This window comes from Rhodococcus sp. NPDC080181 (assembly GCF_040702225.1).
Taxonomy (GTDB): Bacteria; Actinomycetota; Actinomycetes; order Mycobacteriales; family Mycobacteriaceae; genus Rhodococcoides; species Rhodococcoides fascians.
Window position 1 is genome coordinate 1 of the sequence record NZ_JBFBKN010000022.1, and the last position, 22,971, is coordinate 22,971.

General features: G+C 64.0%; 23 protein-coding genes and 3 pseudogenes. 7 read left to right on the top strand and 19 right to left on the bottom strand.

Features of this window, described 5'->3' with window-relative positions:
* Positions 1 to 71: 71 nt before the first annotated feature.
* From AB0O58_RS21175 to AB0O58_RS21200, 6 genes and pseudogenes are all read right to left on the bottom strand, one after another.
* Positions 72 to 665: a hypothetical protein gene (locus AB0O58_RS21175; protein ID WP_366238757.1), complete on the bottom strand. Its 594-nt coding sequence runs from the start codon at positions 663 to 665 to the stop codon at positions 72 to 74.
* Between the two features lie 449 nt (positions 666 to 1,114).
* Positions 1,115 to 1,924 carry a F510_1955 family glycosylhydrolase gene (locus AB0O58_RS21180; RefSeq protein ID WP_032401329.1) on the bottom strand — a complete coding sequence of 270 codons (810 nt, stop codon included), beginning with the start codon at positions 1,922 to 1,924 and terminating at the stop codon, positions 1,115 to 1,117.
* Between the two features lie 383 nt (positions 1,925 to 2,307).
* A complete protein-coding gene (locus AB0O58_RS21185; RefSeq protein WP_094656082.1) occupies positions 2,308 to 3,147 on the bottom strand; it encodes a hypothetical protein in 840 nt (279 codons plus the stop codon).
* Positions 3,148 to 3,385: 238 nt separating this feature from the next.
* Positions 3,386 to 5,707: pseudogene (locus AB0O58_RS21190) on the bottom strand (transglycosylase domain-containing protein).
* 20 nt (positions 5,708 to 5,727) lie between these two features.
* Complete coding sequence (locus AB0O58_RS21195; protein ID WP_128645572.1) at positions 5,728 to 6,558, bottom strand: GNAT family N-acetyltransferase; 831 nt, start codon at positions 6,556 to 6,558, stop codon at positions 5,728 to 5,730.
* A 91-nt stretch (positions 6,559 to 6,649) separates the two neighbouring features.
* Positions 6,650 to 7,027: a hypothetical protein gene (locus tag AB0O58_RS21200; protein ID WP_155288774.1), complete on the bottom strand. Its 378-nt coding sequence runs from the start codon at positions 7,025 to 7,027 to the stop codon at positions 6,650 to 6,652.
* Between the two features lie 115 nt (positions 7,028 to 7,142).
* On the opposite strand from AB0O58_RS21200, the gene AB0O58_RS21205 reads away from it, so the two are divergent.
* Positions 7,143 to 7,310 carry a hypothetical protein gene (locus tag AB0O58_RS21205; RefSeq protein ID WP_155288775.1) on the top strand — a complete coding sequence of 56 codons (168 nt, stop codon included), beginning with the start codon at positions 7,143 to 7,145 and terminating at the stop codon, positions 7,308 to 7,310.
* Here the strand turns inward: AB0O58_RS21205 and AB0O58_RS21210 are convergent.
* Positions 7,233 to 7,424: pseudogene (locus AB0O58_RS21210) on the bottom strand (hypothetical protein); the annotation flags it as partial. The gene AB0O58_RS21205 and the pseudogene AB0O58_RS21210 overlap by 78 nt on opposite strands.
* A gap of 255 nt (positions 7,425 to 7,679) precedes the next feature.
* Here AB0O58_RS21210 and AB0O58_RS21215 point away from each other — a divergent pair.
* Together AB0O58_RS21215 and ccsB are read left to right on the top strand one after the other, a co-directional pair.
* Positions 7,680 to 9,305 carry a cytochrome c biogenesis protein ResB gene (locus AB0O58_RS21215; RefSeq protein WP_032375698.1) on the top strand — a complete coding sequence of 542 codons (1,626 nt, stop codon included), beginning with the start codon at positions 7,680 to 7,682 and terminating at the stop codon, positions 9,303 to 9,305.
* Between the two features lie 4 nt (positions 9,306 to 9,309).
* Positions 9,310 to 10,281, top strand: coding sequence for a c-type cytochrome biogenesis protein CcsB (gene ccsB, locus AB0O58_RS21220; protein ID WP_032375699.1), 972 nt, complete (start codon positions 9,310 to 9,312; stop codon positions 10,279 to 10,281).
* Positions 10,282 to 10,290: 9 nt separating this feature from the next.
* Here ccsB and AB0O58_RS21225 read toward each other — a convergent pair.
* Positions 10,291 to 10,425, bottom strand: a pseudogene (locus AB0O58_RS21225) (DUF3703 domain-containing protein); the annotation flags it as partial.
* A gap of 151 nt (positions 10,426 to 10,576) precedes the next feature.
* On the opposite strand from AB0O58_RS21225, the gene AB0O58_RS21230 reads away from it, so the two are divergent.
* Both AB0O58_RS21230 and AB0O58_RS21235 read left to right on the top strand, forming a co-directional pair.
* A complete protein-coding gene (locus AB0O58_RS21230) occupies positions 10,577 to 11,209 on the top strand; it encodes a TlpA disulfide reductase family protein (protein WP_080736598.1) in 633 nt (210 codons plus the stop codon).
* Complete coding sequence (locus tag AB0O58_RS21235) at positions 11,206 to 12,027, top strand: cytochrome c biogenesis CcdA family protein (protein WP_032375700.1); 822 nt, start codon at positions 11,206 to 11,208, stop codon at positions 12,025 to 12,027. Before AB0O58_RS21230 ends, AB0O58_RS21235 begins: the two co-directional genes overlap by 4 nt.
* 316 nt (positions 12,028 to 12,343) lie before the next feature.
* On the opposite strand, the gene AB0O58_RS21240 is transcribed toward AB0O58_RS21235, so the two are convergent.
* The 3 genes from AB0O58_RS21240 to AB0O58_RS21250 form a co-directional block, all read right to left on the bottom strand.
* The gene (locus AB0O58_RS21240) at positions 12,344 to 13,015 is read right to left on the bottom strand and encodes a DUF305 domain-containing protein (RefSeq protein ID WP_032375701.1); all 672 of its coding nucleotides are present in this window, start codon (positions 13,013 to 13,015) and stop codon (positions 12,344 to 12,346) included.
* Between the two features lie 91 nt (positions 13,016 to 13,106).
* The gene (locus AB0O58_RS21245) at positions 13,107 to 13,625 is read right to left on the bottom strand and encodes a DUF6153 family protein (protein WP_353852273.1); all 519 of its coding nucleotides are present in this window, start codon (positions 13,623 to 13,625) and stop codon (positions 13,107 to 13,109) included.
* A 4-nt stretch (positions 13,626 to 13,629) separates the two neighbouring features.
* On the bottom strand, positions 13,630 to 14,577 hold the full coding sequence (locus AB0O58_RS21250; protein ID WP_032375702.1) for an NlpC/P60 family protein: 948 nt from the start codon (positions 14,575 to 14,577) through the stop codon (positions 13,630 to 13,632).
* A gap of 401 nt (positions 14,578 to 14,978) precedes the next feature.
* Between AB0O58_RS21250 and AB0O58_RS21255 the strand changes: the two genes are divergently transcribed.
* A complete protein-coding gene (locus AB0O58_RS21255; protein WP_176457804.1) occupies positions 14,979 to 15,482 on the top strand; it encodes a hypothetical protein in 504 nt (167 codons plus the stop codon).
* Positions 15,483 to 15,498: 16 nt separating this feature from the next.
* Here AB0O58_RS21255 and AB0O58_RS21260 read toward each other — a convergent pair whose 3' ends face one another.
* The 6 genes from AB0O58_RS21260 to AB0O58_RS21285 form a co-directional block, all read right to left on the bottom strand.
* Positions 15,499 to 16,227 carry a TVP38/TMEM64 family protein gene (locus tag AB0O58_RS21260; protein WP_045841173.1) on the bottom strand — a complete coding sequence of 243 codons (729 nt, stop codon included), beginning with the start codon at positions 16,225 to 16,227 and terminating at the stop codon, positions 15,499 to 15,501.
* A gap of 86 nt (positions 16,228 to 16,313) precedes the next feature.
* The gene (locus tag AB0O58_RS21265) at positions 16,314 to 16,652 is read right to left on the bottom strand and encodes a metal-sensitive transcriptional regulator (RefSeq protein ID WP_032375786.1); all 339 of its coding nucleotides are present in this window, start codon (positions 16,650 to 16,652) and stop codon (positions 16,314 to 16,316) included.
* Between the two features lie 23 nt (positions 16,653 to 16,675).
* Positions 16,676 to 16,843, bottom strand: coding sequence for a hypothetical protein (locus AB0O58_RS21270; RefSeq protein ID WP_155288777.1), 168 nt, complete (start codon positions 16,841 to 16,843; stop codon positions 16,676 to 16,678).
* A gap of 108 nt (positions 16,844 to 16,951) precedes the next feature.
* Positions 16,952 to 19,216 (bottom strand): heavy metal translocating P-type ATPase, encoded by a 2,265-nt coding sequence (locus AB0O58_RS21275; RefSeq protein ID WP_032375703.1) that lies wholly within the window; start codon positions 19,214 to 19,216, stop codon positions 16,952 to 16,954.
* 29 nt (positions 19,217 to 19,245) lie between these two features.
* The gene (locus tag AB0O58_RS21280; RefSeq protein ID WP_032375704.1) at positions 19,246 to 19,509 is read right to left on the bottom strand and encodes a hypothetical protein; all 264 of its coding nucleotides are present in this window, start codon (positions 19,507 to 19,509) and stop codon (positions 19,246 to 19,248) included.
* A 32-nt stretch (positions 19,510 to 19,541) separates the two neighbouring features.
* A complete protein-coding gene (locus tag AB0O58_RS21285) occupies positions 19,542 to 19,745 on the bottom strand; it encodes a heavy metal-associated domain-containing protein (protein WP_032375705.1) in 204 nt (67 codons plus the stop codon).
* Between the two features lie 403 nt (positions 19,746 to 20,148).
* Between AB0O58_RS21285 and AB0O58_RS21290 the strand changes: the two genes are divergently transcribed.
* Positions 20,149 to 20,388: a DUF4396 domain-containing protein gene (locus tag AB0O58_RS21290; RefSeq protein WP_032375706.1), complete on the top strand. Its 240-nt coding sequence runs from the start codon at positions 20,149 to 20,151 to the stop codon at positions 20,386 to 20,388.
* Positions 20,389 to 20,535: 147 nt separating this feature from the next.
* Here the strand turns inward: AB0O58_RS21290 and AB0O58_RS21295 are convergent, their stop codons facing one another.
* Together AB0O58_RS21295 and AB0O58_RS21300 are read right to left on the bottom strand one after the other, a co-directional pair.
* Positions 20,536 to 21,825 carry an MFS transporter gene (locus tag AB0O58_RS21295; protein ID WP_032375707.1) on the bottom strand — a complete coding sequence of 430 codons (1,290 nt, stop codon included), beginning with the start codon at positions 21,823 to 21,825 and terminating at the stop codon, positions 20,536 to 20,538.
* The gene (locus AB0O58_RS21300; protein WP_230558241.1) at positions 21,822 to 22,901 is read right to left on the bottom strand and encodes a PLP-dependent cysteine synthase family protein; all 1,080 of its coding nucleotides are present in this window, start codon (positions 22,899 to 22,901) and stop codon (positions 21,822 to 21,824) included. Before AB0O58_RS21300 ends, AB0O58_RS21295 begins: the two co-directional genes overlap by 4 nt.
* Positions 22,902 to 22,971: the final 70 nt, after the last annotated feature.

Here is a 22,971-nt window from a genome sequence, read left to right on the forward strand (position 1 = left end):
GGTGGCCCTTGTCGTGGGCGAGTTACGACAGGACTCGCCGAGCACCTACATATGAGGTTGTACGGGGACCATCACGTGAGGGTGTACACCGATAAGGGTGTCAGAAAACGAAATTCGGCCGATTCCACAGCCCCGGCTTGCGCAACTTTCAAGGATTGTCCGATTCGGATTGCATCAGGAATGTCACCGGGGTGTAGAACCGGTTTAGCGCCGGGTAAGTGGCTTGTTTGCCATGCAATGCCAGTCGGAGCGTCGCCATACCAGTACAAAAGCTGAAGTGAATCGGGGTCAGCGATCGCGCGATACTCCGAGGGATCGGACAGCGACCGTGCAACCAGCGTATCCAGACCCGCGTTACGTCGATCGATGTGTTCAGTACCCTCCGAAGGACCAATATCCACAGACACTCCCCGAACAACCCGATGAGGTTCACCAGTAGGGCCGATGCCGTCGTGGAGAAAGTGTGCCGTGAACTGCATACGCCGATGTGCACCCGATGGACGGCATTCCACACCGACCTCTTGGAGCACAGTTCCCGGCCCACCGGAAACGAGCTGCGCCAGCACCGATGCTGTGGCGTCCCCAAGATCCAGCTTCGCCAAACCATCCGGAATCGGCCGACTCAGATCAACGCCGAGCTCAGCCCACGTCTGAGTCGCGCTCACGATCGGGCTGCGCCGGGCCACCCCTGAGGTCAAGTCCCACTCGAATGCCCACGCCGAGGGCCGATCACGCAGAGGAGCCAGACGATTAGCAACCTGAACCCACACGCCATGAACGCGACCAGACACATCGTCGGCAATCGGATCAACGCCAACCGTCCGCGAACCATGACTACACCGAACAGGGCTCCCATTTCGGCACACCTGCATGACAGCATCCAGTACGGCCTCGGAATCTCTACGCCAAGTATTTCGGTTGTCCTCATTCCTGGATATCTCGGAGTCGGACCCCGGTGTCATCGCGGGATCTCGTGGCGGGCCGAACCCCAGGGGAGGAAGAGGGAGTAAGCCGCTCAACAGCGGCAAGCGCCCGCATCAGCCGCGCGGGTGACCGCCTGCGGTCGCGTCGAAATGTCGCTATCTGTTGTCGGGCTGGTCTCGACCGGGCCGAGTTACGTCAGTGTGTACAACGCCTGGGGGCTGGCTGCGTAGGCGGTGTCGTAGTCGACCGCGGTCAATGCCTCGACGGACCCGGTTGCGGAACGCTTCTGCCAATCGGCGCCGTTGCGACTACGCCAGGCGTATCCGTCGGTGTCGATCCCCCACAGTGCATCGCCGGCACCGGCGAGCAATACCAAGTTCGGTGCGTCGAGGACAGGAGAGAATGTTCGGGCCGTGTCGGTGCTGTGCTGAAGTCCATCAGGTGTCACCGCCCATACTCCGGAGCTCGTAATCGCCAACGACGCCGCGGGCGCAGCGGCGCCGGGAGTCCAGGTGGAGCCGCTGTCGGCGGAGACGAGTAGACCGGTACTGCCATCGAATCCGACGAGGATGCGTCCATCGGCAGCCAGCGCGTGGAAGTCGACTTGTCCCTCCAGTGACCGATCCGACCACGACATTCCGCCGTCATTGCTGCTACGCAGTCCCAGTGGGTTCGCCGCCGTGCTGGATTCGCCGGGATGACCGGAGGTGAAGAGGGTATCGGTGGCCGGTACACCCGACAAACCCATGAAGTCATCGTCGGAAGAGCCGACCCTGGTCAGGTTTCCGGACGAACCGATGGCGAAGAGTCCTGTGTGGCTACCAGCGAGGACGGTGCCATCGGCGTTGACGTGCAATCCGTGCACATGAGCCAGTGAGGAGGTGAAGTCGACCACTGCCGGATCGGCCGCGCCGTCAGTCGCTGCCGGAGCGGAACATCCAACGAGGGACAGAGCTGCGATCAGAGACGGCAGCAGGATGCGGGAAAGCGAGATGGACATAAAGTGCGGTTCTCGTTCTGTCGATGAGGGCTCGGTGATGTAATCGCTTGAGCGTCAACGCCAAGTGATCTCCCGGTCAGGCGCGGTGAACATGACCGGATACGGCGGCTGAGGTGGACGTGACTGCTCGGGCGGTATGTGCGGGACGACGTAGACGCATCGACCTTCATCTCCATTCACTTAATCTCCAATCACTGAGGCGATGTACGAGCGCGGATCGTTCGGCGGCGAACAGCCGTGGCAGCGACATCGCACCGACGATCGGTATCGGCTGAGTGCGAACAATTCCGACACCTTCACCCGCCTCGCCGTGGCGAGCACTCAACTACTAACCAGCATAGTATTTCGGGCAGGTCAGGCCGAAGTGCCCATCCGGTTCGGTGTCATCGCAGATGCGCCGGTGCGTCGCCCGGGGTGATGCCGACGTGGACGTGGTCGCTGTGCACGTCGTCGGTGAAGAATCCTGGACGGTCACCGTTGAGGTCGGTCGGACCTCCGACCTCGGTTGCGCCCAGTAGGGCTGCCGCAGTGACGAATTCGGAGATCGTTGGGTTGTTGAAGGGATCGTCGACAACGCGCCGACCGTTGATTTCTCGGATGTCCACCGCTCGTCCCACTGCGTGGTTGGACAAGCGCGGGTGCGGGAAGACGGTCTGGATGTGACCGGTGTGCATCACCTGCACTGCGTAGGTGAATCGATCGGCAAGTCCGAGCATGATCTGGAGCACATTGTTGTTGATGCGTCCGGTTCCGATGTCGAGTCGTGCAGGCTCGGAGAGCGTGATGCGAGGGCTGCTCAGCACCGACGACGCAGCGGCGGTCAGTGGTACTGGGGACCCAAGAGAGGTCAAAGGGTTGATCTTTTCCACCGTCCAGGCCGCGCCAGCGGCGATGTCGCGCTTGAGCCGGATATCGAGTGCCATCTGCCGGGTCGTCTCAGCCGGCTGCGCGAGCGTGGGGCGTTGTAGGAGTTGGTCGAACAGCACGATCACTGCAGCACTCTCTGGACCGATTCCGGCGTACTGCGGATACACCACTCGCAGGGTGCTGGCGAGGGCCTCGTCGGGTTGAAGCAGTGCTGCCGTCGCCGCGACTTCGAGCGATACCCCTGCGGTGCGCAAGCTGTCGAGTACTCCTCCTCCCTCGCTCCAGCTGCCACCTGCTTCGAGGAAGCTCGTCGCTGCGCGTTTGATCTCGGGCATCACTTCGCCAGCTGTCGGCATCCACCGCCCCGGATTCACCGGGGCCGATGATCGACTGCTCGGTGCGCTCACGGCCGGGGACCGTGCGGGAGATGCGTTACTGCTCGGTGCGAGGCTGGGGGATTGTCTGTCGGCGGTGTTGATGGTGCAGCTGACTGTGAGCGGCAAAACCGCTGCGGCTGTGAGCAGTTGTCGACGGCTGACTGTGATGGCGTTTCCTTTCGTGCGCGGGGGTCTCAAGGGTGAGTGTCGTGGGTGATCACCGCGGCGGCGGTAGCGGCAGGCCGGGAATGTCGATACTGGGCGGCGCTGGCGTGGGCGTGCGGTCGGGGGCGGGGGAGCCGTCACTGATGTACAGCGTGATCAGCGATCCCGGGATCGCCGCGCCGGATGGGGATGTGCCGGTAGCGGTACCGCGAGCGCCCTGACCGGTGGTGGTGACGACGGTCACCTAGAATTCTGCTGCTTCCAATCTCGATGTGGCCGACGACTGGCTCATGCCGCTGACCTCAGGTACTTGGCCGTTGGCGGAGCCGCGGACGTATTTGTCGTCGACCGGTGGCAGCTCGATGGGGCCGAAGTTCGTGGCGATTGGGTCCATCGCGTCGTACCAGGTTCGTGCGGGTTCGTTACCGCCGTAGAGGTTCCCGGAGCTGCAGGGCCGCAGTGGGAAGGAGCAGATCTGGCCCGGTGTCGGTGAGTCACCGTAGGTGTAGACGGCGGCGGCGTAGCGGTTGGTGAAGCCGAGGAAGCCCGAGGATCGGTTGGATTCGGTAGTGCCGGTTTTCCCGGACATCGGCAGCGTCCAGCCCACGGACCCGGCCGCCGATGCCGAGGTTCCTCCGGGTTGGTCGTCCTTGCTCATCGCGTTGGCGAGTGTGTTGGCCAGGCCGGGTTCGACGACCTGCTCGCACGCTTGTTGTGTGACCGGTACAGCTACACCCTCGCGGTCGGAGATGGAGTCGATCGGGTTCGGCGGGCACCAAGTACCTCCCGAGGCGAGGGTAGCTGCGACGTTGGACAGCTCGAGCGGGTTGACCCAGGTAGGTCCGAGTGTGAACGAGCCGAGGCTTTGCTCTTTCTGGAGGTCGGCCATGCTCTGCTCGTCGAATCCAGACGAGCCGGGGAGGGTGTAGGAGCGAAGCCCTAGCCGCACTGCCATGTCGACTGTCGGTGTGACACCGACGGACTCGAGCAACTTCACGAACGCCGTGTTCGGTGATTGCGCCAGTGCGTCGGTGACCGTCAGCGCCGGTGGGTAGTTTCCGACGTTCTCCACGCAGTAAGCGCCCGCCGGGCAGTTACGCGCGCCGCCGTCGCCCAACCCCCTGACCTCGACGCGCCGGGGAACCTGCAGTGTGGCGTTGGTGCCGAGTCCGCGTTCCATCGCGGCGGCAGTGGTGAATATCTTGAAGATCGACCCGGCGCCGTTGCCTACGAGTGAATACGGTTGCGGCTGAACCGTTTCGTCGGCGTCGGCATCGAGTCCGTAGGTGCGACTACTGCCCATGGCGAGGATGCGGTGTTCGTCCTGTCCGGGTGCGACGACATTCATCACGGTGGCGACACCGTCGAGGTCGGGATCTGTGTTCGCGGTCAGTGCGGCCTGGGTCGAGTTCTGCACCGCCGGGTCGAGAGTCGTTTTGATCAGATAACCGCCCTCGTCGATCTGCTCGCGGCTGATACCGGCGTCCTCAAGATATTGGAGTGCGTAGTCGCAGAAGAACCCTCGATCACCGGCGGCGATGCATCCACGTGGGAGGGTGTTGGGCTCGGCCAGCACCCCCAATGGCTCGGATTTGGCGGCCTCGAATTCTGCGGCTCGGTTCGGGATGGTTTCGATCATGTTGTCCAAGACAAGGTTTCGGCGGCTTGTGACTCCCTCGACGTTGGTGTACGGGTTCAGTGCCGAACTGGACTGAACCATCCCTGCCAGCATCGCTGATTGCGTCGCCGTTAACTCGCTGGCATCGACACCGAAGTAGGTTTGCGCGGCGTCTTGGATGCCGAACGAGGCATTGCCGAACGGAACCAGGTTCAGATAGCGGGTCAATGTCTCGTCTTTGGTCAATTCTCTGTCCAAGGACAACGCCATTCGGATCTCGCGGATCTTGCGAGCCGGCGTGGTCTCGATCGCGGCACGCCGCTCGGCGTCGGTGTCAGCGACGACCAGTAATTGATAGTTCTTCACGTACTGCTGATCGAGTGTCGATGCGCCCTGCTCGACCTGCCCGCTGGTGGTGTTGGTCAAGAACGCTCGCAACGTTCCCTGCCAGTCCACGCCCTGGTGTTCTGCGAAGCGCCGGTCCTCGACGGAGACGATCGCAAGCTTCATCTCGTTGGAGATCTTCGCGCTCGGCACTTCGGAACGGCGTTGCTCGTATAGCCACGCGATCGGGTTGCCTGCCACGTCCGTCATCGTCGAGATGGCAGGAACTACGCCCTCGGCGAGTTCGCCGGAAACGTTGTCGTCGGTGTCAGCGGCGCGGTTCGAGACGTATCCCAGGCCACCGACGATGGGGAACAACACTCCTGCAAGCAGCACGCCTGCGAGCGCAGTGCATCCCACGAGTTCGAACACCGTTCGTCGGGTGCTTGACATCATCGTCTCGTTTCTGTCGACGGGGCAGTGCTCGCGGTCGTCCGGGTTGGTGGGACCGACAAGGGGAGCGGAGCACGGCCGCAGCGGCCGTCTAGCTCTCGCCGGTAGGTCTGCATGGTCCGGCCATCTCGATCGAGACGGTTTCCGCTTTTCTGCCATCCGAGGCGCTCGTAGAAGCCGCCTGCATTGTCGGCCACCCCGAGATCGGTGGACAGCTCGGCGCAACGTGCACCTGCCCGCGCAGAGTCGGATTCGAACCAGTCGAGCAACTGTGCACCCACTCCGATCCCTCGCACCCGTGGGCTCACCGCTATCGCAACGACGACGGCGACACTGTCGGCCGGGGGAGTCTCGGGTTCGCCGTTCGGCAGTGGGATGGGCCGAGCGCGCGCCACCGCTCTGCACCAGGGGCGAAGACGCGTACGAACGAACCGCATGGCGGTGCGCGGGCGGACTGCCATCGCCGCACCGGCGTGTGCAGCCAACGGCAGCACGGTCATCTTCTCGCGCAGTAGATCACCGATATGGGCATGGTGATCGAGGGTGCCGAGGAGGAATCCGACGACGGCGCCTTCGCTATCGGTTGCGACAAGAGCGATGGCGTGTCGTCGGTTGACGAAGCTGCGGTGCCACCGGCGCAGGAACCGTGCTCCCAGCTCGGGGAACAGGCCAATCGGTAGCTCGTCGAGGTGCAACTGCGCGCTCTGCGGTAGATCGTGCGGCCCGGCCTCGCGAAGGACGATCGCGACTCCGGGAGGAGGCGCGGCGGGGTTGGGATGAGGGAAACAAAGGTGCGGCGTAGACGATGAAACGTTGAAGAAGATATGCATGGCGTTGTCCTCGACGAGGCAGGCTCGCGCCCTCACCGCGGAGGCGGCGCGCGAGAAGAAAGGTGGACCGATCTGCGCAAACGCAGACCTCTCACACCCTCAGAAGGCATGCCGCGTCGAGCACGGACATCGGCGCAGGGGGAGAGACCGACCTCTCAGTTGGCGACGATCTCGATGCCTGTAGACCTCGAAGCTGGTGCAGTAGCACTGTCCATCCGGTCCGGCGCAGCAACATTGCCAGCCCTAGCGCAAGGATCGCCACCGCTATGTGGACGGACCCGATCAGGGATCCGTGATTGTCGTGATGACTGGACGCGCTACCGCCGATCCCCTCGTCCTGCTCCGGCGCCGACGTGTGCTCGATTTCCGGGACGCTCTCGATGACCGCAGCCAGCGGAGCGTGGCCGGGCTCTGCGGTGGTGTGTGCGACCTGCGACATCATCAGCACCGCCACTGCCGTGGCCGCCATGATGGACCAGAGCAGAATTCGGCGAATACACTCGCTCAACCGAATCGGACACACACGACGAAAATAGCAGATCCATGTCGCCGTCTACCCGCGCTAGCGACGAATACCGTGTGCGGTGACGCCTCCAGCGTTCCATGCGGGCCGCACCCTCAACTGCCAGGCATTGTTGGGTTCGACGTTGGCGCAGGGCCGTGGTGACCCAGAGGGCGGCGGGCCCGTCATCGAGCAGGTGCGCGGCGGCGCGATCCACGGTGACCAGTACATCCTCGTAGGCCAGTCGTAGTGGCGCTCGCTCATCGAGTTGGGACATCGCGACATCCTCGATCAACTGCAGAGGGAACCGCGCCGCTTCGTACTCGGCACGCAAAACAGCTAGTGCAAGTGTGCCTGATCTCACCGCACAGGTATTACTCCGCGGGATGAAACGCGTTTGGACGGCATGAGTAGAAGAACCGATCCGCGCCTACCGTGGGGCCGAAAGCGGCCTAAACCGAACCGCAGCCCGGCAGCGTTCCGGATGGACCAAGTACCACGTTTGTGGTTGCAGCACTTACCCTCTCGCCCAGGCGACTACCGCACACAACTGCACACGGCCCATCAACTACTATGTTGCATAGTAATTGAGATGCAATCGTCGAAAGGGTGTGGCGGTGTGACAGCTGATCAAACCCCGGCGCTCACATCGCAGGGACGGTTACGCAGAGCAATCGCTGCGGTGCGCAACAGGTGGCGGCAACTGACCTCGATGCGAACGGCACTGGTGCTGCTGTTTTTGCTCGCTATCGCAGCAATCCCAGGCGCCCTGCTGCCACAGCGCAATCTCAACACCCAGGCGGTTGATTCCTACATCGCAGCGCGCCCGGCTCTCGGGGCCGTCATGGACACGCTGGAATTGTTCGACGTATTCGGAAGCTTCTGGTTCACCGCCATCTACGTCCTACTGTTTGTGTCGTTGATCGGCTGCCTGACTCCCCGAATGATCGAACACGGTAAAGCCCTTCGCGCACAGCCAGTTCGCGTACCCCGAAACCTTTCGCGACTACCGCTTCATCATTCGGGCGCTCTCGCCGGTAGCCCGAAAACCGTCATCGACGACATCGCGCCCCACTTGAGAGGGTGGCGTACTGCCGTTAGGCCCGAGCCCGATGGGGCGCTCACCCTCTCCGCCGAGAAGGGCTATACCCGCGAAGCGGGAAACCTACTTTTTCATTTCTCGCTGATCGGTCTGCTCGCGGCCATCGCCATCGGCAAGCTCTTCGGTTACGAAGGATCGGTCATCGTCATCGCCGACAACGGGCCCGGTTTCTGCAACACCTCGCCCGCCATCTACGACTCCTTCCGGGCCGGCAACAGCACCGACGGAACCGGGCTGGAGCCGTTCTGCATCAGAGTCAAGGACTTCAACGCCGACTACCTTGAGAACGGCCAGGCAGAGATGTTCACCTCGAACATCTCCTACCAGTCCGCCGACGACATCGCCGCAGACACCTGGCGCGACTATCAACTCAAAGTCAACGAACCCCTCCGGCTCGGAGATGAACGCATCTACCTCACCGGCCACGGATACGCCCCGGAATTCACCGTGACCTTCCCCGACGGTCAGAGTCGAACCGAGGCCCTGCAGTTCCGGCCCGACGACGCCACCACGTTCCTGAGTAGCGGGGCGTTGCGTTTCGATCCACCCGGCGGGACCTATGCCACCGCCGATGAGCGACGCCGCGGCCAGATCGCCATCGAAGGCCTCTTCGCTCCCACTGCGCAATTCAACGGAACCCTGCTCTCCTCCCGCTTCCCGGACTTGGTCGATCCTGCTGTGGCAGTGGATATCTACAAAGGAGATACCGGCCTCGACACCGGCATACCCCAGTCGATCTTCTCCCTGGACCAGGAGATGATCAACCAGGGCCGACTTGTCAAGCAGGATCGGGTGAACCTGCGTCCCGGTGAATCGACGACCCTCACCGACGGCACCAACATTCGATTCAACGGCGCCAAGGAGTTCGCCAACCTGCAGGTCGGATACGACCCCGCACAGTTGTGGGTGCTCGTGTTCGCGATCACGATGATGACCGGACTGTTGGTCTCGCTGGTGATCAAGCGACGTCGAGTCTGGTTCCGTGTACTCCCGGCCGAAACAGGCCGATCGAGCGTGGAGATGGGCGGGCTCGCCCGTACCGATCACGCCGGATGGGGACCCGAATTCGAGACCCTCCGCACCGAAATCTGGACGCCGCGGACAAAGAACCACTCCGAGACCCTCGATACAGAAACGGTGTAGCGCCATGCCGATCGACGACAACCTCGCCCGCTGGAGCGACATCAGTTTCGAGACCGCCTTCGTGGTCTACCTTCTCGCCGCGATCCTGTTCATCGCACAACTCGCAACGACACGAACAGCGACTCTGAGCCGGGCCTCGAGTCTGCATCCGCAACTGATCGCAGCGACATCATCGACACCGGGATACGTGCCGGTCCCCGAGCGAAGAGCCCCGTCCGAACGCCTGGGCCGCACGGGACTCGCCCTGGTAATGCTCGCACTCACTTTGCATATCGGGTCGATCGTCCTGCGCGGGATCGCCACTGGCCGCCCGCCGTGGGGAAACATGTACGAATTCGTCTCCGTCACATGCGCGGCCGGCATACTTGCCGGACTGATCGTGCTGCGCTCGGAGCAACTGCGCACACTATGGTTGTTCGTCCTCGTGCCGACCTTGATCCTGCTCTTCATTGCCGGAACTGTGCTCTATGCCAACGCGGCGCCCGTCGTACCAGCCTTGCAGTCGTATTGGCTCCCCGTGCACGTCTCCGTCGTCTCGCTCGGCAGCGGGGTGTTCCTGATCTCCGGTGCAGCCAGCACATTGTTCCTGATCCGGATCCGATATCCCAACAACAACGCCGTCCCCGACAGCAGAGTGGGCCGGATCGTCGCTCGTCTCCCCTCGGCGCACTCGCTCGACGTGCTGGCGTACAAGACCACCATCTTCGCGTTTCCCCTGTTCGGAATCGGTGTCATCCTCGGCGCGATCTGGGCCGAGGCCGCGTGGGGTCGGTTCTGGGGCTGGGACCCGAAAGAGACGGTCTCATTCATCGCGTGGATCATCTACGCCGCGTACCTGCACGCCCGGGCCACCAGCGGGTGGCGTGACACCCGGGCCGCGTGGATCAACATCGCCGGATTCGTGGCCATGCTGTTCAACCTGTTCATCATCAACATGGTGGTCTCCGGACTGCATTCGTACGCGGGTTTGAACTGATGTCGCCTGCTAGCCGCCGCCCTGTGCTTCGGCGAGGTCATGCGGCACCGGTCGCGTCAATCCCGCGTCGACCCGGCCGGTGTTGCCGACCGGGTATCGACCGGACCAGGATCCAGGAGCCACGACCACGATCCGAATCAACTGACTGCCTCGTGTCCGTAGTGCATTCCGGAGAGGGAAGTCACAGTGCCCCGAGCTTCGTCACCGGCCAAGACTGGGGCATCGACCGCGTCACCGATCCCACGATGTTCGAGACATCGGCGCAGATCCGTACTGCAGCAAAGGCGTCGACTTCATGAGACTCGGCCGCCCTACGGGGGCTCGCACACGCGAACAGAGCAGTCTGCCCGCCACGGCAACGGCATCCATCCTTGCCGTTGTACTCCTGGTCTCCGGATGTTCCGCAGGCGCCGACGCCGTGCCCTCCGGAGGTAGCTTCGATTTCGTTGCACCCGGTGGTCAAACCGACATCGTCTACGATCCCCCCGAAACGCGCGGAACCATCGGTGAACTCGCCGGACCCGATCTGATGGAGGAAGGTAAGAACACCGCTCTGTCGGACTATGACGGCGAGGTGGTCGTGATCAATCTCTGGGGTCAGTGGTGCGGCCCCTGCCGCGGCGAAGCCGACGACCTCGAAGAGGTCTACGAAGCAACCCGCGAGCGCGGTGTGCAGTTCCTCGGTATCAATGTTCGAGATCCGCAGAAGGACAAAGCGCAGGACTTCGTTGTCGACAACAATGTCTCCTACGCCTCGATCTACGACCCCTCGATGCGGACGCTGATCGCCCTCGGCGGGAACTACCCGACCAGCGTGATTCCCTCGACGCTGGTACTCGATCGAGAGCACCGGGTGGCGGCAGTGTTCATGCGTGCCCTCCTCGCCGAAGACCTGCTCCCTGTCGTCGAACGGATAGCAGACGAATGACTGTTCTTCTTGCCCAAGGCGGCGTTGGCTCGACGTTCCAAAATCTGGCATCGAGCGGACCTCTGGTACTGGCGATCGCCGCATGTATGCTCGCCGGGCTGGTCTCGTTCGCGTCACCGTGCGTGGTGCCCCTGGTGCCGGGCTACCTGTCGTACCTGGCGGGCATCGCAGGTGCCGACGTGCCGTCGCTCGCCGCCGCCTCGACTGGTGAAGCACCGCCGAAGCTGGCAAGCCGCTGGCGCGTGGCAGGTGCAGCGGGGTTGTTCGTCGCCGGCTTCACCATCGTCTTCGTCCTCGCCACCGCCTCGATTTTCGGGGTCATCGGCACCCTGCGCATCAACGAACAGGTGCTTCAGCAGGTCGGCGGTGCCATCACGATCATCATGGGCTTGACGTTCATCGGGTTCATTCCCGCATTCCAACGCGACACTCGATTCGCGCCGCAAACCATCTCGTCTCTTGCTGGAGCGCCGCTGCTCGGTGGCGTGTTCGCGCTCGGCTGGACGCCGTGCCTTGGCCCCACGCTCGCCGGGGTGTTGTCCGTTGCCGCTGGCACTGAAGGCGCAACCGCAGCGCGCGGCGTCACTCTCATCGTCGCCTACTGTCTGGGACTCGGTCTACCGTTCGTGGTCCTCGCGTTCGGCTCGAGTTCGGCGATGCGCGGTGTCGGCTGGCTACGGCGGAACTCGCAGAGAATCAAAGTGGCAGGCGGAGTGATCATGATCGCCGTCGGTGTCGCCCTGCTGACGGGGGTGTGGGGTCTGTTCATTGCCTGGATACGCAATGAATTCGTCAGTTCGGTTGTATTACCCATCTGAGAAGGAAACCGAGCAGCCGCACGTGCAAGACCACGCCTCCCCAACTGCCAGTGCCGGTGGTATCGAACCCACTCTCTGTCGACGGCGCGCCCCCGCCGGGCCGCGATGACCCGATCCGAGAGCCGCCCCCTGTCCCTACCGCGGATCTGCGTGTCCCAAGGACCCCGCAGGCGGGTGCATCAGCAGGGGAGGGCATGTTTCCGGGGCCGTGTTGATCGGTGTGGCAGCTAAAAGGGCCAGGTCCTTCGAAACCGAAGGGCGGGGCTCGGTATTAGCCGAGCCCCGCCCTACGGTTGATAGTTCCCAGAATTGAGAGTTACTGGGCGAGCAAACTTTCCATTGTGGAGATTTCGCTCTGCTGCGCATCGATGATTGTGGAGGCAAGCTCCTTGGCATCAGCATTGGAGCCGTCGGCCAACTCGATCTGAGCCATCTCGATTGCCCCCTTGTGGTGCTCGATCATCATGGTGAGCCACATGGAGTCGAACTCCGCTCCGTTAGCGGCCGACAACATGTCCATGTCTTCCTGGCTCATCATGCCGGTCATGCCACCGCTCCCCATGTCCATACCGCCCATGTCCATTCCGCCCATGTCCATTCCGCCCATGTCGGCGGACGCTGCGGGCTGTCCCCATGCGGTGAGCAGGGCATTCATCTGCTCCATCTCCGGTGCTTGAGCTGCTTCGATGGCCTGGGCCAGCTCGATGACCTGAGCATTCTCGGTTCGGCCGTCGACAAGTGAAGCCATCTCCACCGCTTGTGCATGGTGGGGGTACATCCCTTCGACGAACGTGACATCGGCATCGTTGAATTCGGCCGATGCTTCGGCGGAATTCTCGGAGGACGACGAGGCCGGTGTATCGCTGCTCGACATGCCGGGCATGTTCATTTCGCCGTCGTTACTGCTGCAGCCAGCGAGAACTGCGGCGGCGACAGCGGAAGCCGCCGTTATCGCGATCGTGAAACGGGTAGATCGATTCGAACGCATAACAAACTCCTGAAATTATGGTGGGGTGGTTCGGATCGACAGGCACACTGACCCGTCGACATCTGTGTCTCACACAACGGTGAGTCACCTGTCAGATCCGAAGCACAGACAATTCGGAGAGAGTGAAAATGGTCCAGGGCGGCGGGTGCCCGGTTCGACGACGAACTGCCGACAGCCGCGCAGCGTGGACGAGAGAACCGGCGAAGCCCACAACGATTGCCCGTAAGACGGCCAACGCCGCGACAGCACCGATGATAGCCAGACACAGATGCATGACCGAGCTGTGATCGCCACAGCCGTTCCCGCAGTGTGCTGCGGAACCACTCTCCGATGCTGTCGCAGATGATGCTCCCGAATGCTCGTCGACGGCAGGTGGAGCGCTCACCGTCGAGGTCATCGAGTGTTCGCCGATACTCGTCGCCGTTGCGAACGACATCGGCGCAGAATGCATGAGAAGGACTCCGAACAGCACTATCGAAGCGCAAACAGCACCTAGGAGCCACTTCTGGTTCATAGGTTCCGTGGCTGAAGTCCTCACCGGTTCGATCTTACCGGTCTGCCACACGGGCATCCGGTCTCCTCGCAGTCGCGGCGTCCGGACCGTGGACATCGAATCAGGTGGCGATGGGCCGGTTGATTGCGGTCACTTCATCCCAGGGAACGGGCGCGACTTTGACGACGTCGCCGCCGGTGGGGGCGTTGACGTATTTCCCGTCGCCGATGTAGATCCCGATGTGTCCGATCGGTGAGTAGAGAGAGATGAAGTCACCCGGTTGCACTGATTCGCGGGAGACAGGTGTGCCCGCTCGTGCTTGGTCTGCGGCCACGCGTGGAACGGTCAGTCCCAGTTGTTTGTAGGCGAAGTAGATCAGTCCGGAGCAATCGAAGGACCCCGGCCCGGTAGCTCCCCAGGAATAGGGTTTGCCGAGTTGGTCGAGGGCGATGCGCATCGCCTCCGCTGATGTTCCACTCGCAGCCGAGACGGCGGCGGGTAGCTCGGAAGGATTCGTGGTGCCGGGGCTGACGATGGCAGCTCGATCCGCATCGGTGAGGGCGGCGAATTGGTCGGTGATTTTGGCGATCTGATCGGCCAGGTCGGTCTGGCGTTGCTCGAGGTCGCGTTGTGTACGTGCGGCGTCCGCCTCGGCTACCGCAGCGGACGCCTGTGCTTGCCGGGCTTGTTCGAGCTGGTCTCGCGCTTCGTCGTCGATCTGTGTCGAGTCGGCGAGTGCAGCGGCTCGATCGGCGAGGATCCGGTCCAACAACACCATCTGATCGAGTAGTTGCTGTGGGCTGTCCGCGACCAGAACGGCCCCGAGAGGGGACTGCGGTACACCTTTGTACGCGGCGTCGACAGCTGTGGCCAGTGCTCGACGGTTGGCAGATGCGGCCACTTCGGCTTCCCGAGCCGCCGCCGAGGTCTCGTGGGCGAATTGAACTGCGGTACTCAGTTCGCCGCGGCGACGATCGAGGGTGTCCTGCGCGGCGTACATGCTCTCGGTGAGAGTGAAGGCGGTCGCATTGAGTTCAGCGAGTTGTCGTACGGCTTCGGATGCGTTCACCGGGGGTGCAGCAGGGTCCGCCGAAGCTGGAGCATTTACCGAAAATGCCGCGGCAACAACGATGATCGAGGCGATCAGGGTAGCGCGGACACGCCGCGTCGGGCCTGAAAAAGAATGCACAGAAGAAATCCTCTGGGGTCGGTGTGGGTTCCCTGCGTCACCAGCGAAGGAAACGGAGCGCGGCGAGAGCCGCATGGGACTGTGTCCGGCCTCGCCGGTCACCATTGTCGGGTATCGGCAGTCGTAGACGGTTCCTCACGGTCGGCTGAGGCTCGCGTCGACGCTCGACGCCTGTGCCGTATGGGCGGCGAGTCGGCGTCGATTGACGCCGACTCACCGCACCTGCAAACTACTATCATTCATAGTAGATGGTGGGGTGGTATCCGCTGACCGGGAGAGGGATGACGACTGTGACGATGCGTGACTGGCCGGCGCGGCGTTGGGTGGCCGCGTTACTGGGCGCGACGGTGGCCGCGCTGGTCGTGGCGATCCCCACCGGGATCATCCACACTGCGTTCTACGTTCGAATGACCCCGGTGTTGTGGTGGAACTATCCGGTGTGGATTGCCACCGCAGTTCTCAGTGGCCTCATTCTTGCGACATACGTGAGCACTGGGCTGGCGTCGTCGGTTTCTTCCCGTGTAGGGGTCAGTGCGAATGCGTTGTCGTTGTTGGCAGTCGGATGTCCGATATGCAACAAACTGGTAGTGGTGGCGGTCGGGGTGAGCGGTGCTCTGGATCTATGGGCACCCGTGCAGCCCGTAATCGGAGTGATGTCGGTGGGGGTGATGGTGTGGGCTCTTCGACTGCGAATCCGCGGGGAACGCGCGTGCCCTACTTCTCGCGTAGGTCAGGAGTTCGGCAACTCCGCTGGCTTTGGCGGTGCAGGCGCAGCAAAATTGTAGGATTTCTCGCCACGTCCTATCCGCGGTCCGGCAGCAACAGACGACGAAGGCGACCGCTTCTCGATGCGCCATCTGCGGTGTTGGGCTGTGCCTGCGACACCGGCAGGCGGGCGTCGGCCAGCAATCCTGCCACCCCGGCGGCCACGCAGGCCGACGTCACCACTATCAATGCCGGATTCGTTCGCCCGGTCAAAGCGTCCCCGAACAGCACCGCGGCGATCGTACCGGGCAGAATCCCCACGACAGTGGCCGTCGTGTAGGGCAGCAGGCGCACCGCGGAGAGTCCGGAGCAGTAGTTGACCAGGGCGAACGGTGCCGGGGCAATGAGCCGTAAGGACCCGACGGCCAGCCACCCCCGCCGAGCCAACCGGGCATCGATGGACTTGACCGCAGGATTCGTCAGCCGCTCCTGCACCGCGGTGCGCCCGAGCGCGCGCACCAGCAGCAACGCCAGCACAGCGCTGACAGTTGTGGCGGCGATCGTGACGGCGACCCCGGTGGCGGGACCGAACAACAGTCCGGCGCTGAGGGTGAACACCGTGCGCGGTACCGGGGCAATCGTCAACACCGCCTGGGTCAGAAAGAACACCACCACGAACGACGGGCCCATCGACTCCGCCCACTCGCGCACCACAATGATCGACGGGCGGGGTACGAGGGCGGCAGCCACTGCCAGTATTGCCAGCGCTGCCACGGTGGCGAGGACTCGGCGATCGCGCAGAATCGCCGATACGGTTTCGGTCATGACGGTCTCTGCCTGCGCCGCCTCGCCGAGGTTTCCGACAAGCACGCGGGAGTGGACGGCGAGGAATGGCTTCGCACTGCCGGTGCTCAGGAGCGGACGAGCCGTGAGATCGCGTCGGTGGCCTCTTTGATCTTCGCGTCGGCTTGGGGACCGCCGGCGATGGCGGCGTCGACCACGCAGTGGCTGATGTGAGCTTCGAGCAGGCCCATGGCCACCGCCTGCAAGGCTTTGGTCATCGCCGAGACCTGGGTGAGGATGTCGATGCAGTACTTGTCTTCCTCGACCATGCGCTGCAGTCCTCGGGCCTGGCCTTCGATGCGCTTGAGGCGTTTGAGGTAGGCGTCCTTTTCGGTGATGTAGCCGTGCGCGGCGTGATCATGGCCGTCGGTCTCGGCGGGTGCCTGCGCGGCCGCGGGAGTGGCCATGGTGTCCTCCTGGAATCCGAGTGTCATGCCGAGCATCCTCGATTATGCCCGCCCGGGGTATGACGCGAGAGGGTCGGTCCGTCGAGTCGTCGCTGGGCCGCCGCCGCAGCGCACATCACCGCGCAGCGGGCCACCGCTCGGGTCGCCGGGTGCCGGGTGATCTGCACCAAGGTCGTTGTCACGAAGGACATGGCCCTCTCCTTTCGTAGGCTGCATCGGGGTTGTAGCGGTGGGGTGGGGTGGCGCGCCTGCATGCCACGCCCACCCCAGCCTTTTGGGTGCTTGTTCTACCCGCGCGGTTATCCGGTGAGGGACTTGAACCGGCGCAACCGCAAGCTGTTGCTGACCACGAACACCGACGAGAACGCCATCGCTGCACCGGCCAGCATCGGATTGAGCAGCCCGGCCGCAGCCAAGGGGAGGGCGGCCACGTTGTAGGCGAACGCCCAGAACAAGTTGCCCTTGATGGTGCCCAACGTTCGGCGGGACAGGCGGATAGCATCCGCTGCTGCGCGCAGATCACCGCGCACCAACGTCAGATCGCTGGCTTCGATCGCAACGTCGGTACCGGTGCCCATCGCCAGACCGAGGTCGGCCTGCGCCAACGCGGCGGCGTCGTTCACGCCGTCGCCGACCATCGCCACTACCTTGCCCTGCTCCTGCAGCCTTTTGACGACGTCCACCTTGTCTGCGGGCAGCACCTCCGCGATCACTTCGTGGATGCCGACCTGGTCGGCGATGGCACGCGCGGCGGCTGCGTTGTCGCCGGTGAGCATGATCGGCGTCAAACCCAGGCCCCGCAGCTGCTCGATCGCCTCGGCGGAGGTGGGTTTGACCGCGTCGGCGACGACCAGTACTCCGCGAGCCCGACCGTCCCAACCGACTGCGACGGCGGTCTTGCCCTCGGATTCGGCTGCACGCATCGCACTTTCGAGTTCGTCCGGCAGCTGCTGCGCCCGGTCGGCGAGGAGGCGGGCCCGTCCGACGATCATTGCGTGGTCGTCGACTATGCCCTGCACCCCGAGGCCTTCGATATTTATAAACTGCTCCACCGGTGGCAGGGCTCCGACCTTCTCGCGGGCACCTTTGGCGATGGCCTGGGCGATGGGGTGCTCGGACGAATCTTCGAGTGCACCGGCCAGGCGCAGCACCTGCGCGGTGTCCTCGCCGTCGGCGGTGATCACGTCGAGCAGAGTCATCTTGCCGGTGGTGACGGTGCCGGTCTTGTCGAGTACCACGGTGTCGACACGGCGGGTCGATTCGAGCACTTCGGGACCCTTGATCAGGATGCCGAGCTGAGCGCCGCGGCCGGTGCCGACCATCAGCGCGGTCGGGGTGGCCAGGCCGAGGGCACACGGGCAGGCGATGATCAGGACGGCGACGGCTGCGGTGAACGCGGCCGCGATCCCACCGCCGGTGCCGATCCAGAAGCCGAGTGTCGCCGCGGCAAGGGCGATCACGATCGGGACGAAGACTCCGGAGATCTTGTCGGCCAGACGCTGAGCTTGGGCTTTACCGGTCTGAGCGTCTTCGACGAGTTTCGCCATCTGTGCGAGCTGGGTGTCCGAGCCGATGCGGGTCGCCCGGACCACGATTCGGCCACCGACGTTGACCGTCGCGCCGACGACCAGATCATCGGGTCCTACCTCGACGGGCACGGATTCGCCGGTCAACATCGAATTGTCGACCGCGGAAGAGCCGTCGGCGACCACGCCGTCGGTGGCGATCTTCTCCCCGGGGCGGACGACGAACTCGTCACCGACGATGAGTTGATCGGTGGGGATGCGCTGTTCGACACCCTCGCGCAGGACGGAGACTTCCTTGGCACCGAGCTCGAGCAGGGCACGCAGGGCGGCACCGGCGCGTCGCTTGGAGCGTGCTTCGAAGTAGCGGCCGGCGAGGATGAAGGTGGTGACTCCGGCTGCGGCCTCGAGGTAGATGTTGCCGGCCCCGTCGGAGCGGGAGATGGTCAGCTCGAACGGGTGTGTCATGCCGGCCGTTCCGGCGGTGCCCCAGAACAGGGCATACAACGACCACCCCAGTGCTGCGATGGTGCCCATCGAGATCAGGGTGTCCATCGTTGAGGTGGCGTGCCGCAGATTGGTGAAGGCGGCCTTGTGGAACGGCCATGCCCCCCACACCACCACGGGTGCGGCGAGGGTCAGGGAAAGCCACTGCCAGTTGGTGAACTGCAGTACCGGAACCATGGCCATCGCGATCACCGGCACGCTGAGCACCAGCGATATGAGCAGGCGTTGGCGCAGCGAGGCGGTGGGGTCGATCTCGGCTGGCCCGGCCGCGTCGGGGTCGGTGGAGGAGGCGGCGGGCGCGGGGACCGTGGCGGTGTAGCCGGCCTGCTCGACGGTGCCCACGAGATCCTCGGTCGAGACATCACCGACGTAGTCGACGCGTGCTTTTTCGGTGGCGTAGTTCACCGTCGCGGTGACACCGTCGAGCTTGTTGAGCTTTTTCTCGATCCGGTTCGCGCAGGAGGCGCAGGTCATACCACTGATGTCGAGTTCGACCCGGCCGTCGGCGGTGGGGTGGTGCGTGACGGGATTCATCGTCGCTCCTCTCGGGGTGTGGTGGTGTGTCAGTGTCCGTGCCCGGCGGGCATCGGCTCCGAGGCGGCGGGCACCGCGGCGTATCTGCTGTCGGTGACCATCAATCCTCCAGGTCTCTGATTGGCGACGGGCCCGCCCGCAGTGGACACCGCGGCGGCGTCGTGAGTCGAGGTGTCGTGTGTGTCGGGTGGTGCGGCACCTTCGGGGCCGAAGGCGTCCCCGGCTCCGAAGGCGAGCCCGAAGACCGCGGCTAGGGCGATGGTGAATCCGACGAACTTCGATGATGCGTTCATCGTGCGAATCTCCTGTCCGGGTCTGGTGTCGATCAGGAGGCGAGCTGGTAGCCGGCCTCGTCGACTGCGTGGGCGATGGCCGTCTGCTCGATCGGGGTGTCCGAGTCGATATCGACTCGGCCGCTCGCGAGGTCGACATTCACGGCGGTCACACCGGGGATGCCGCTGATCTCCTCTCGGACCGAGGAGACGCAGTGCCCGCAGGTCATTCCGGTGACGGTGACGGTGGTGTTCATCGATGCCCTTCTTTCTTCGATTCGGAATGTGATCGAGGTCGTCGCGACCCACTTACAGATTTACCATACCCCCCTACGGTATGCAACGAGATGTGCCGCACCGGTGCTACGGCATGACCCTGGGCACTGACCGGAACACCGCCCTCGGATGCGGGAGCGGCACCCAGAATCGAACGTCGCACCAGAGCCTGCATCGGCGGGCGTCCTCGACTCCGGCTACTACGAACGCGGATTACGCGCGCGCAGAGATGCCCACAATCTTCTCGATGATGTCGCTTCCGTCCTTGCCGACGTCGAATCTCGTGCGGACAGAGTGTTCTTTGGGTGATGATCATCGTCATCGCCATACTGGCCACGATCATGCTCTTCGTATACGAGCGTTCGGCCATCACACCGGTAGTCGGTGCGCAGGCAATCCATTCGGCGTTCTGTCCTGGCTGCGGTCGGCGTCGCTGCGTTGACCGTACTGGCGTTCGACCTCGGGATGGGTGGTTGGATGCTGCTGCTGTACTACACCGAGACCATGCCACCGGCCACCGATGCTGCGTTCTGGATGCTCATGCAAATCGGTATCGTCCTCGGGGTGGTCACGGGTTACCCCGTCGTCCGTCGCCTCCAACGTCACCGCAGTACCCCCGCCTGAGGTGTGGGTGGCCCGCATTCGTGTGAATGCGGGCCACCGGTCGGTGGATAGTCGTGAACGGTGCCGCGTCGATACCCTCGTGTTCGGCAATCATCGTCGAGGTCTCGGGTGTGGGCAATGCAGGCCACTTCTCGGCGTGCACTGCCGCTAGCCGGTGGCCGGTACCTCGCCGCTTTCGGTCACCGTGGTCTCGGTGGGGGGTGGGGTGAGCCGGTCGGATCGATCGAGCGCATAGAGAGCGGCCACAGATGCCGCCCCGACCAGGGTCAGTATCGCCCAGATCAGTGCACCCAGATGCGCGTCGCTGAGAAGCCCGAAGACGGCTCCTGTACCCAGGTTGCCGAGCAGGATGCCGACCCCGACGATGGTGTTGTAGAACCCGTAATGGGTGGCCACCAGCTTCCCGCCCGACAGGGTCACCACCGTGTCCATCTCGAACGGAAACACCGCGGCGGTGCCGACCGCCAACAGTGCAGCGGTGAACACCAGGGCACCGGCGGCGGCCCACCCGCCCAGCGCGGCCGGGCTCGGCAGCACGATCAGCGGGAGGAACGCCAGCGCCATGATTGCCATACCGACCACCACGCTTCGCCCCGAACCCCACCTGCGGGACAACCAGGACGTGATCCGGAACTGCCCGGCGATCGCGACCACGCCGGAGACCACGAACAACGAGGTCACCAGAGCGGTGTCGGACCTGCCGTTACCGACTACCACCGCAGCCTGCAGCGGCAGCGCAAGATAGATCTGGAACGAAAGCACGTAGGATCCGATCATCGCCAGCGCGAACAGCACGAAGGGTCGGTTGGCCATCACCACCCGCCAGTCCTCGAGTACCGATGTCGTGGCCCCGGTCGTCTCGGCCCGGTGCGCGGGGAGCGTCCAAATCTGCACGATCGTCAGAACAGCAAAAATCGCGGCCGCTGCCAGTGAGGTGACTCGGAAGTCGAGGGTGGTCAGAGCGAGACCGATCAACGGGCCCAGCAGAATCCCGGCCTGATAGAACACGTTGAACACCGCGAACGCCTCGACCCGCCGTGGCCCTGCGTCGGCGGCCAGATACGCCCGCACGGCCGGGTTGAACAGCGCACCGGCGAACCCGGTCGCGGCCGAGGCGAGCAGGATCGCCGGCAGCGATTCCACGGCCGCGAGCAGTACGAAACCGGCAACTCGCAGCAGGCAGCCGGCGACGATCAGGGGTTTGTATCCGAGGCGGTCGGCGAGGGTGCCGCCGAGCAGGAACATCCCTTGCTGGGAGAAGTTCCGCATCCCCAGCACCAGCCCGACCGCCCACGCCGCCAGGCCCAGGGAACCGGCCAGATACCCGGCCAGGTACGGCATCAGCATGTAGAAACCGACGTTGATGGAGAACTGGTTGACCATCAACACCTGGCTGGGCCGGTCGAAGCTACGGAACTTGGTCAGAAAAGTTTTCATCGAACGCTCTCGGTGGGATCGACGACGGTGGGATCGACGACGGTGGCGCACCGCGTCCACGACGTCACAGTCTCATCGGTGGGGTGGGCGATGGTCGTCGGCTCGGTCGGCGGGTCAACGTCGAGCAGGCCGTGCTCGGTGCAGTAGTCGTCGTTGTAGATGGTGTCGAAGTAGCGCTGCGGTCCGTCGGGGAAGACGGCCGCGACCCGGGTCTCCGGCGGGCTGGTGCGAGCGATCCAGCCGGCCGCGAGGGCGACGGCCCCGACGCTCCAGCCGCCGCTGGCGTGGTGCGTCGCCGCCAGGGTGCGGCACGACCACACCGCTTCGTGCGGGGCCACCCAGTGCACCTCGTCGAAGGCGGGATAGTCGATGTTGTCGGGATAGATGCTCGAACCCAACCCGCGCATGAGCCGAGTGCTGGCGGGTTGCCCGAAGATCGTCGATCCGATGGTGTCGACACCGACCAGTTTCAGGTCGGGGCAGAACTGCCGGAGCACCCGGGCCACCCCGGCGGAGTGCCCTCCGGTGCCCACCGAGCAAACCAAGGTGTCGACGCGTCCGAGCTGGGCGATGAGTTCGTGAGCGAGCGACTCGTACGCCTCGACATTGTCCGGGTTGGTGTACTGATCCGGGCACCACGACCCTGGATGTGTATCGAGGAGCTCACGGACCTTCTCACGCCGGGCCTGCTGCCAGCCGCCGTCGGGGTGCGGTGTGGTGACCAGTTCGACGCGGGCACCGTACGCGGCGAGCATCCGGTGCACGATCGGTTCCAGTCCCGGGTCGGCGACGAGGGTGACGGGGTGGTGATGGGTGATCCCGGCCAGGGCCAGACCCAGGCCGAGGGTTCCGCTGGTGGATTCGATGATCATCGCGCCGGGAGCGAGGTCGCCGCGGGCCTTGGCTTTTTCGACCATGTGCAGCGCGGGGCGGTCTTTCATCCCACCGGGATTGCTGCCTTCGAGTTTCGCCCAGAAGCCGCGGCCGGAGTCCGCGAACGGTTCACCGATCCACAGAACGGGCGTGTTGCCGACCATTGTGCTCGGTTCCGGGCAGTTCTTGGCGGTCGCCAACATGTGGCCGGCGGAGGACGGTGGCACGAGTGTGGAGCGAACAGCACTGTTCATGATGAGTAGTCCCTGTATG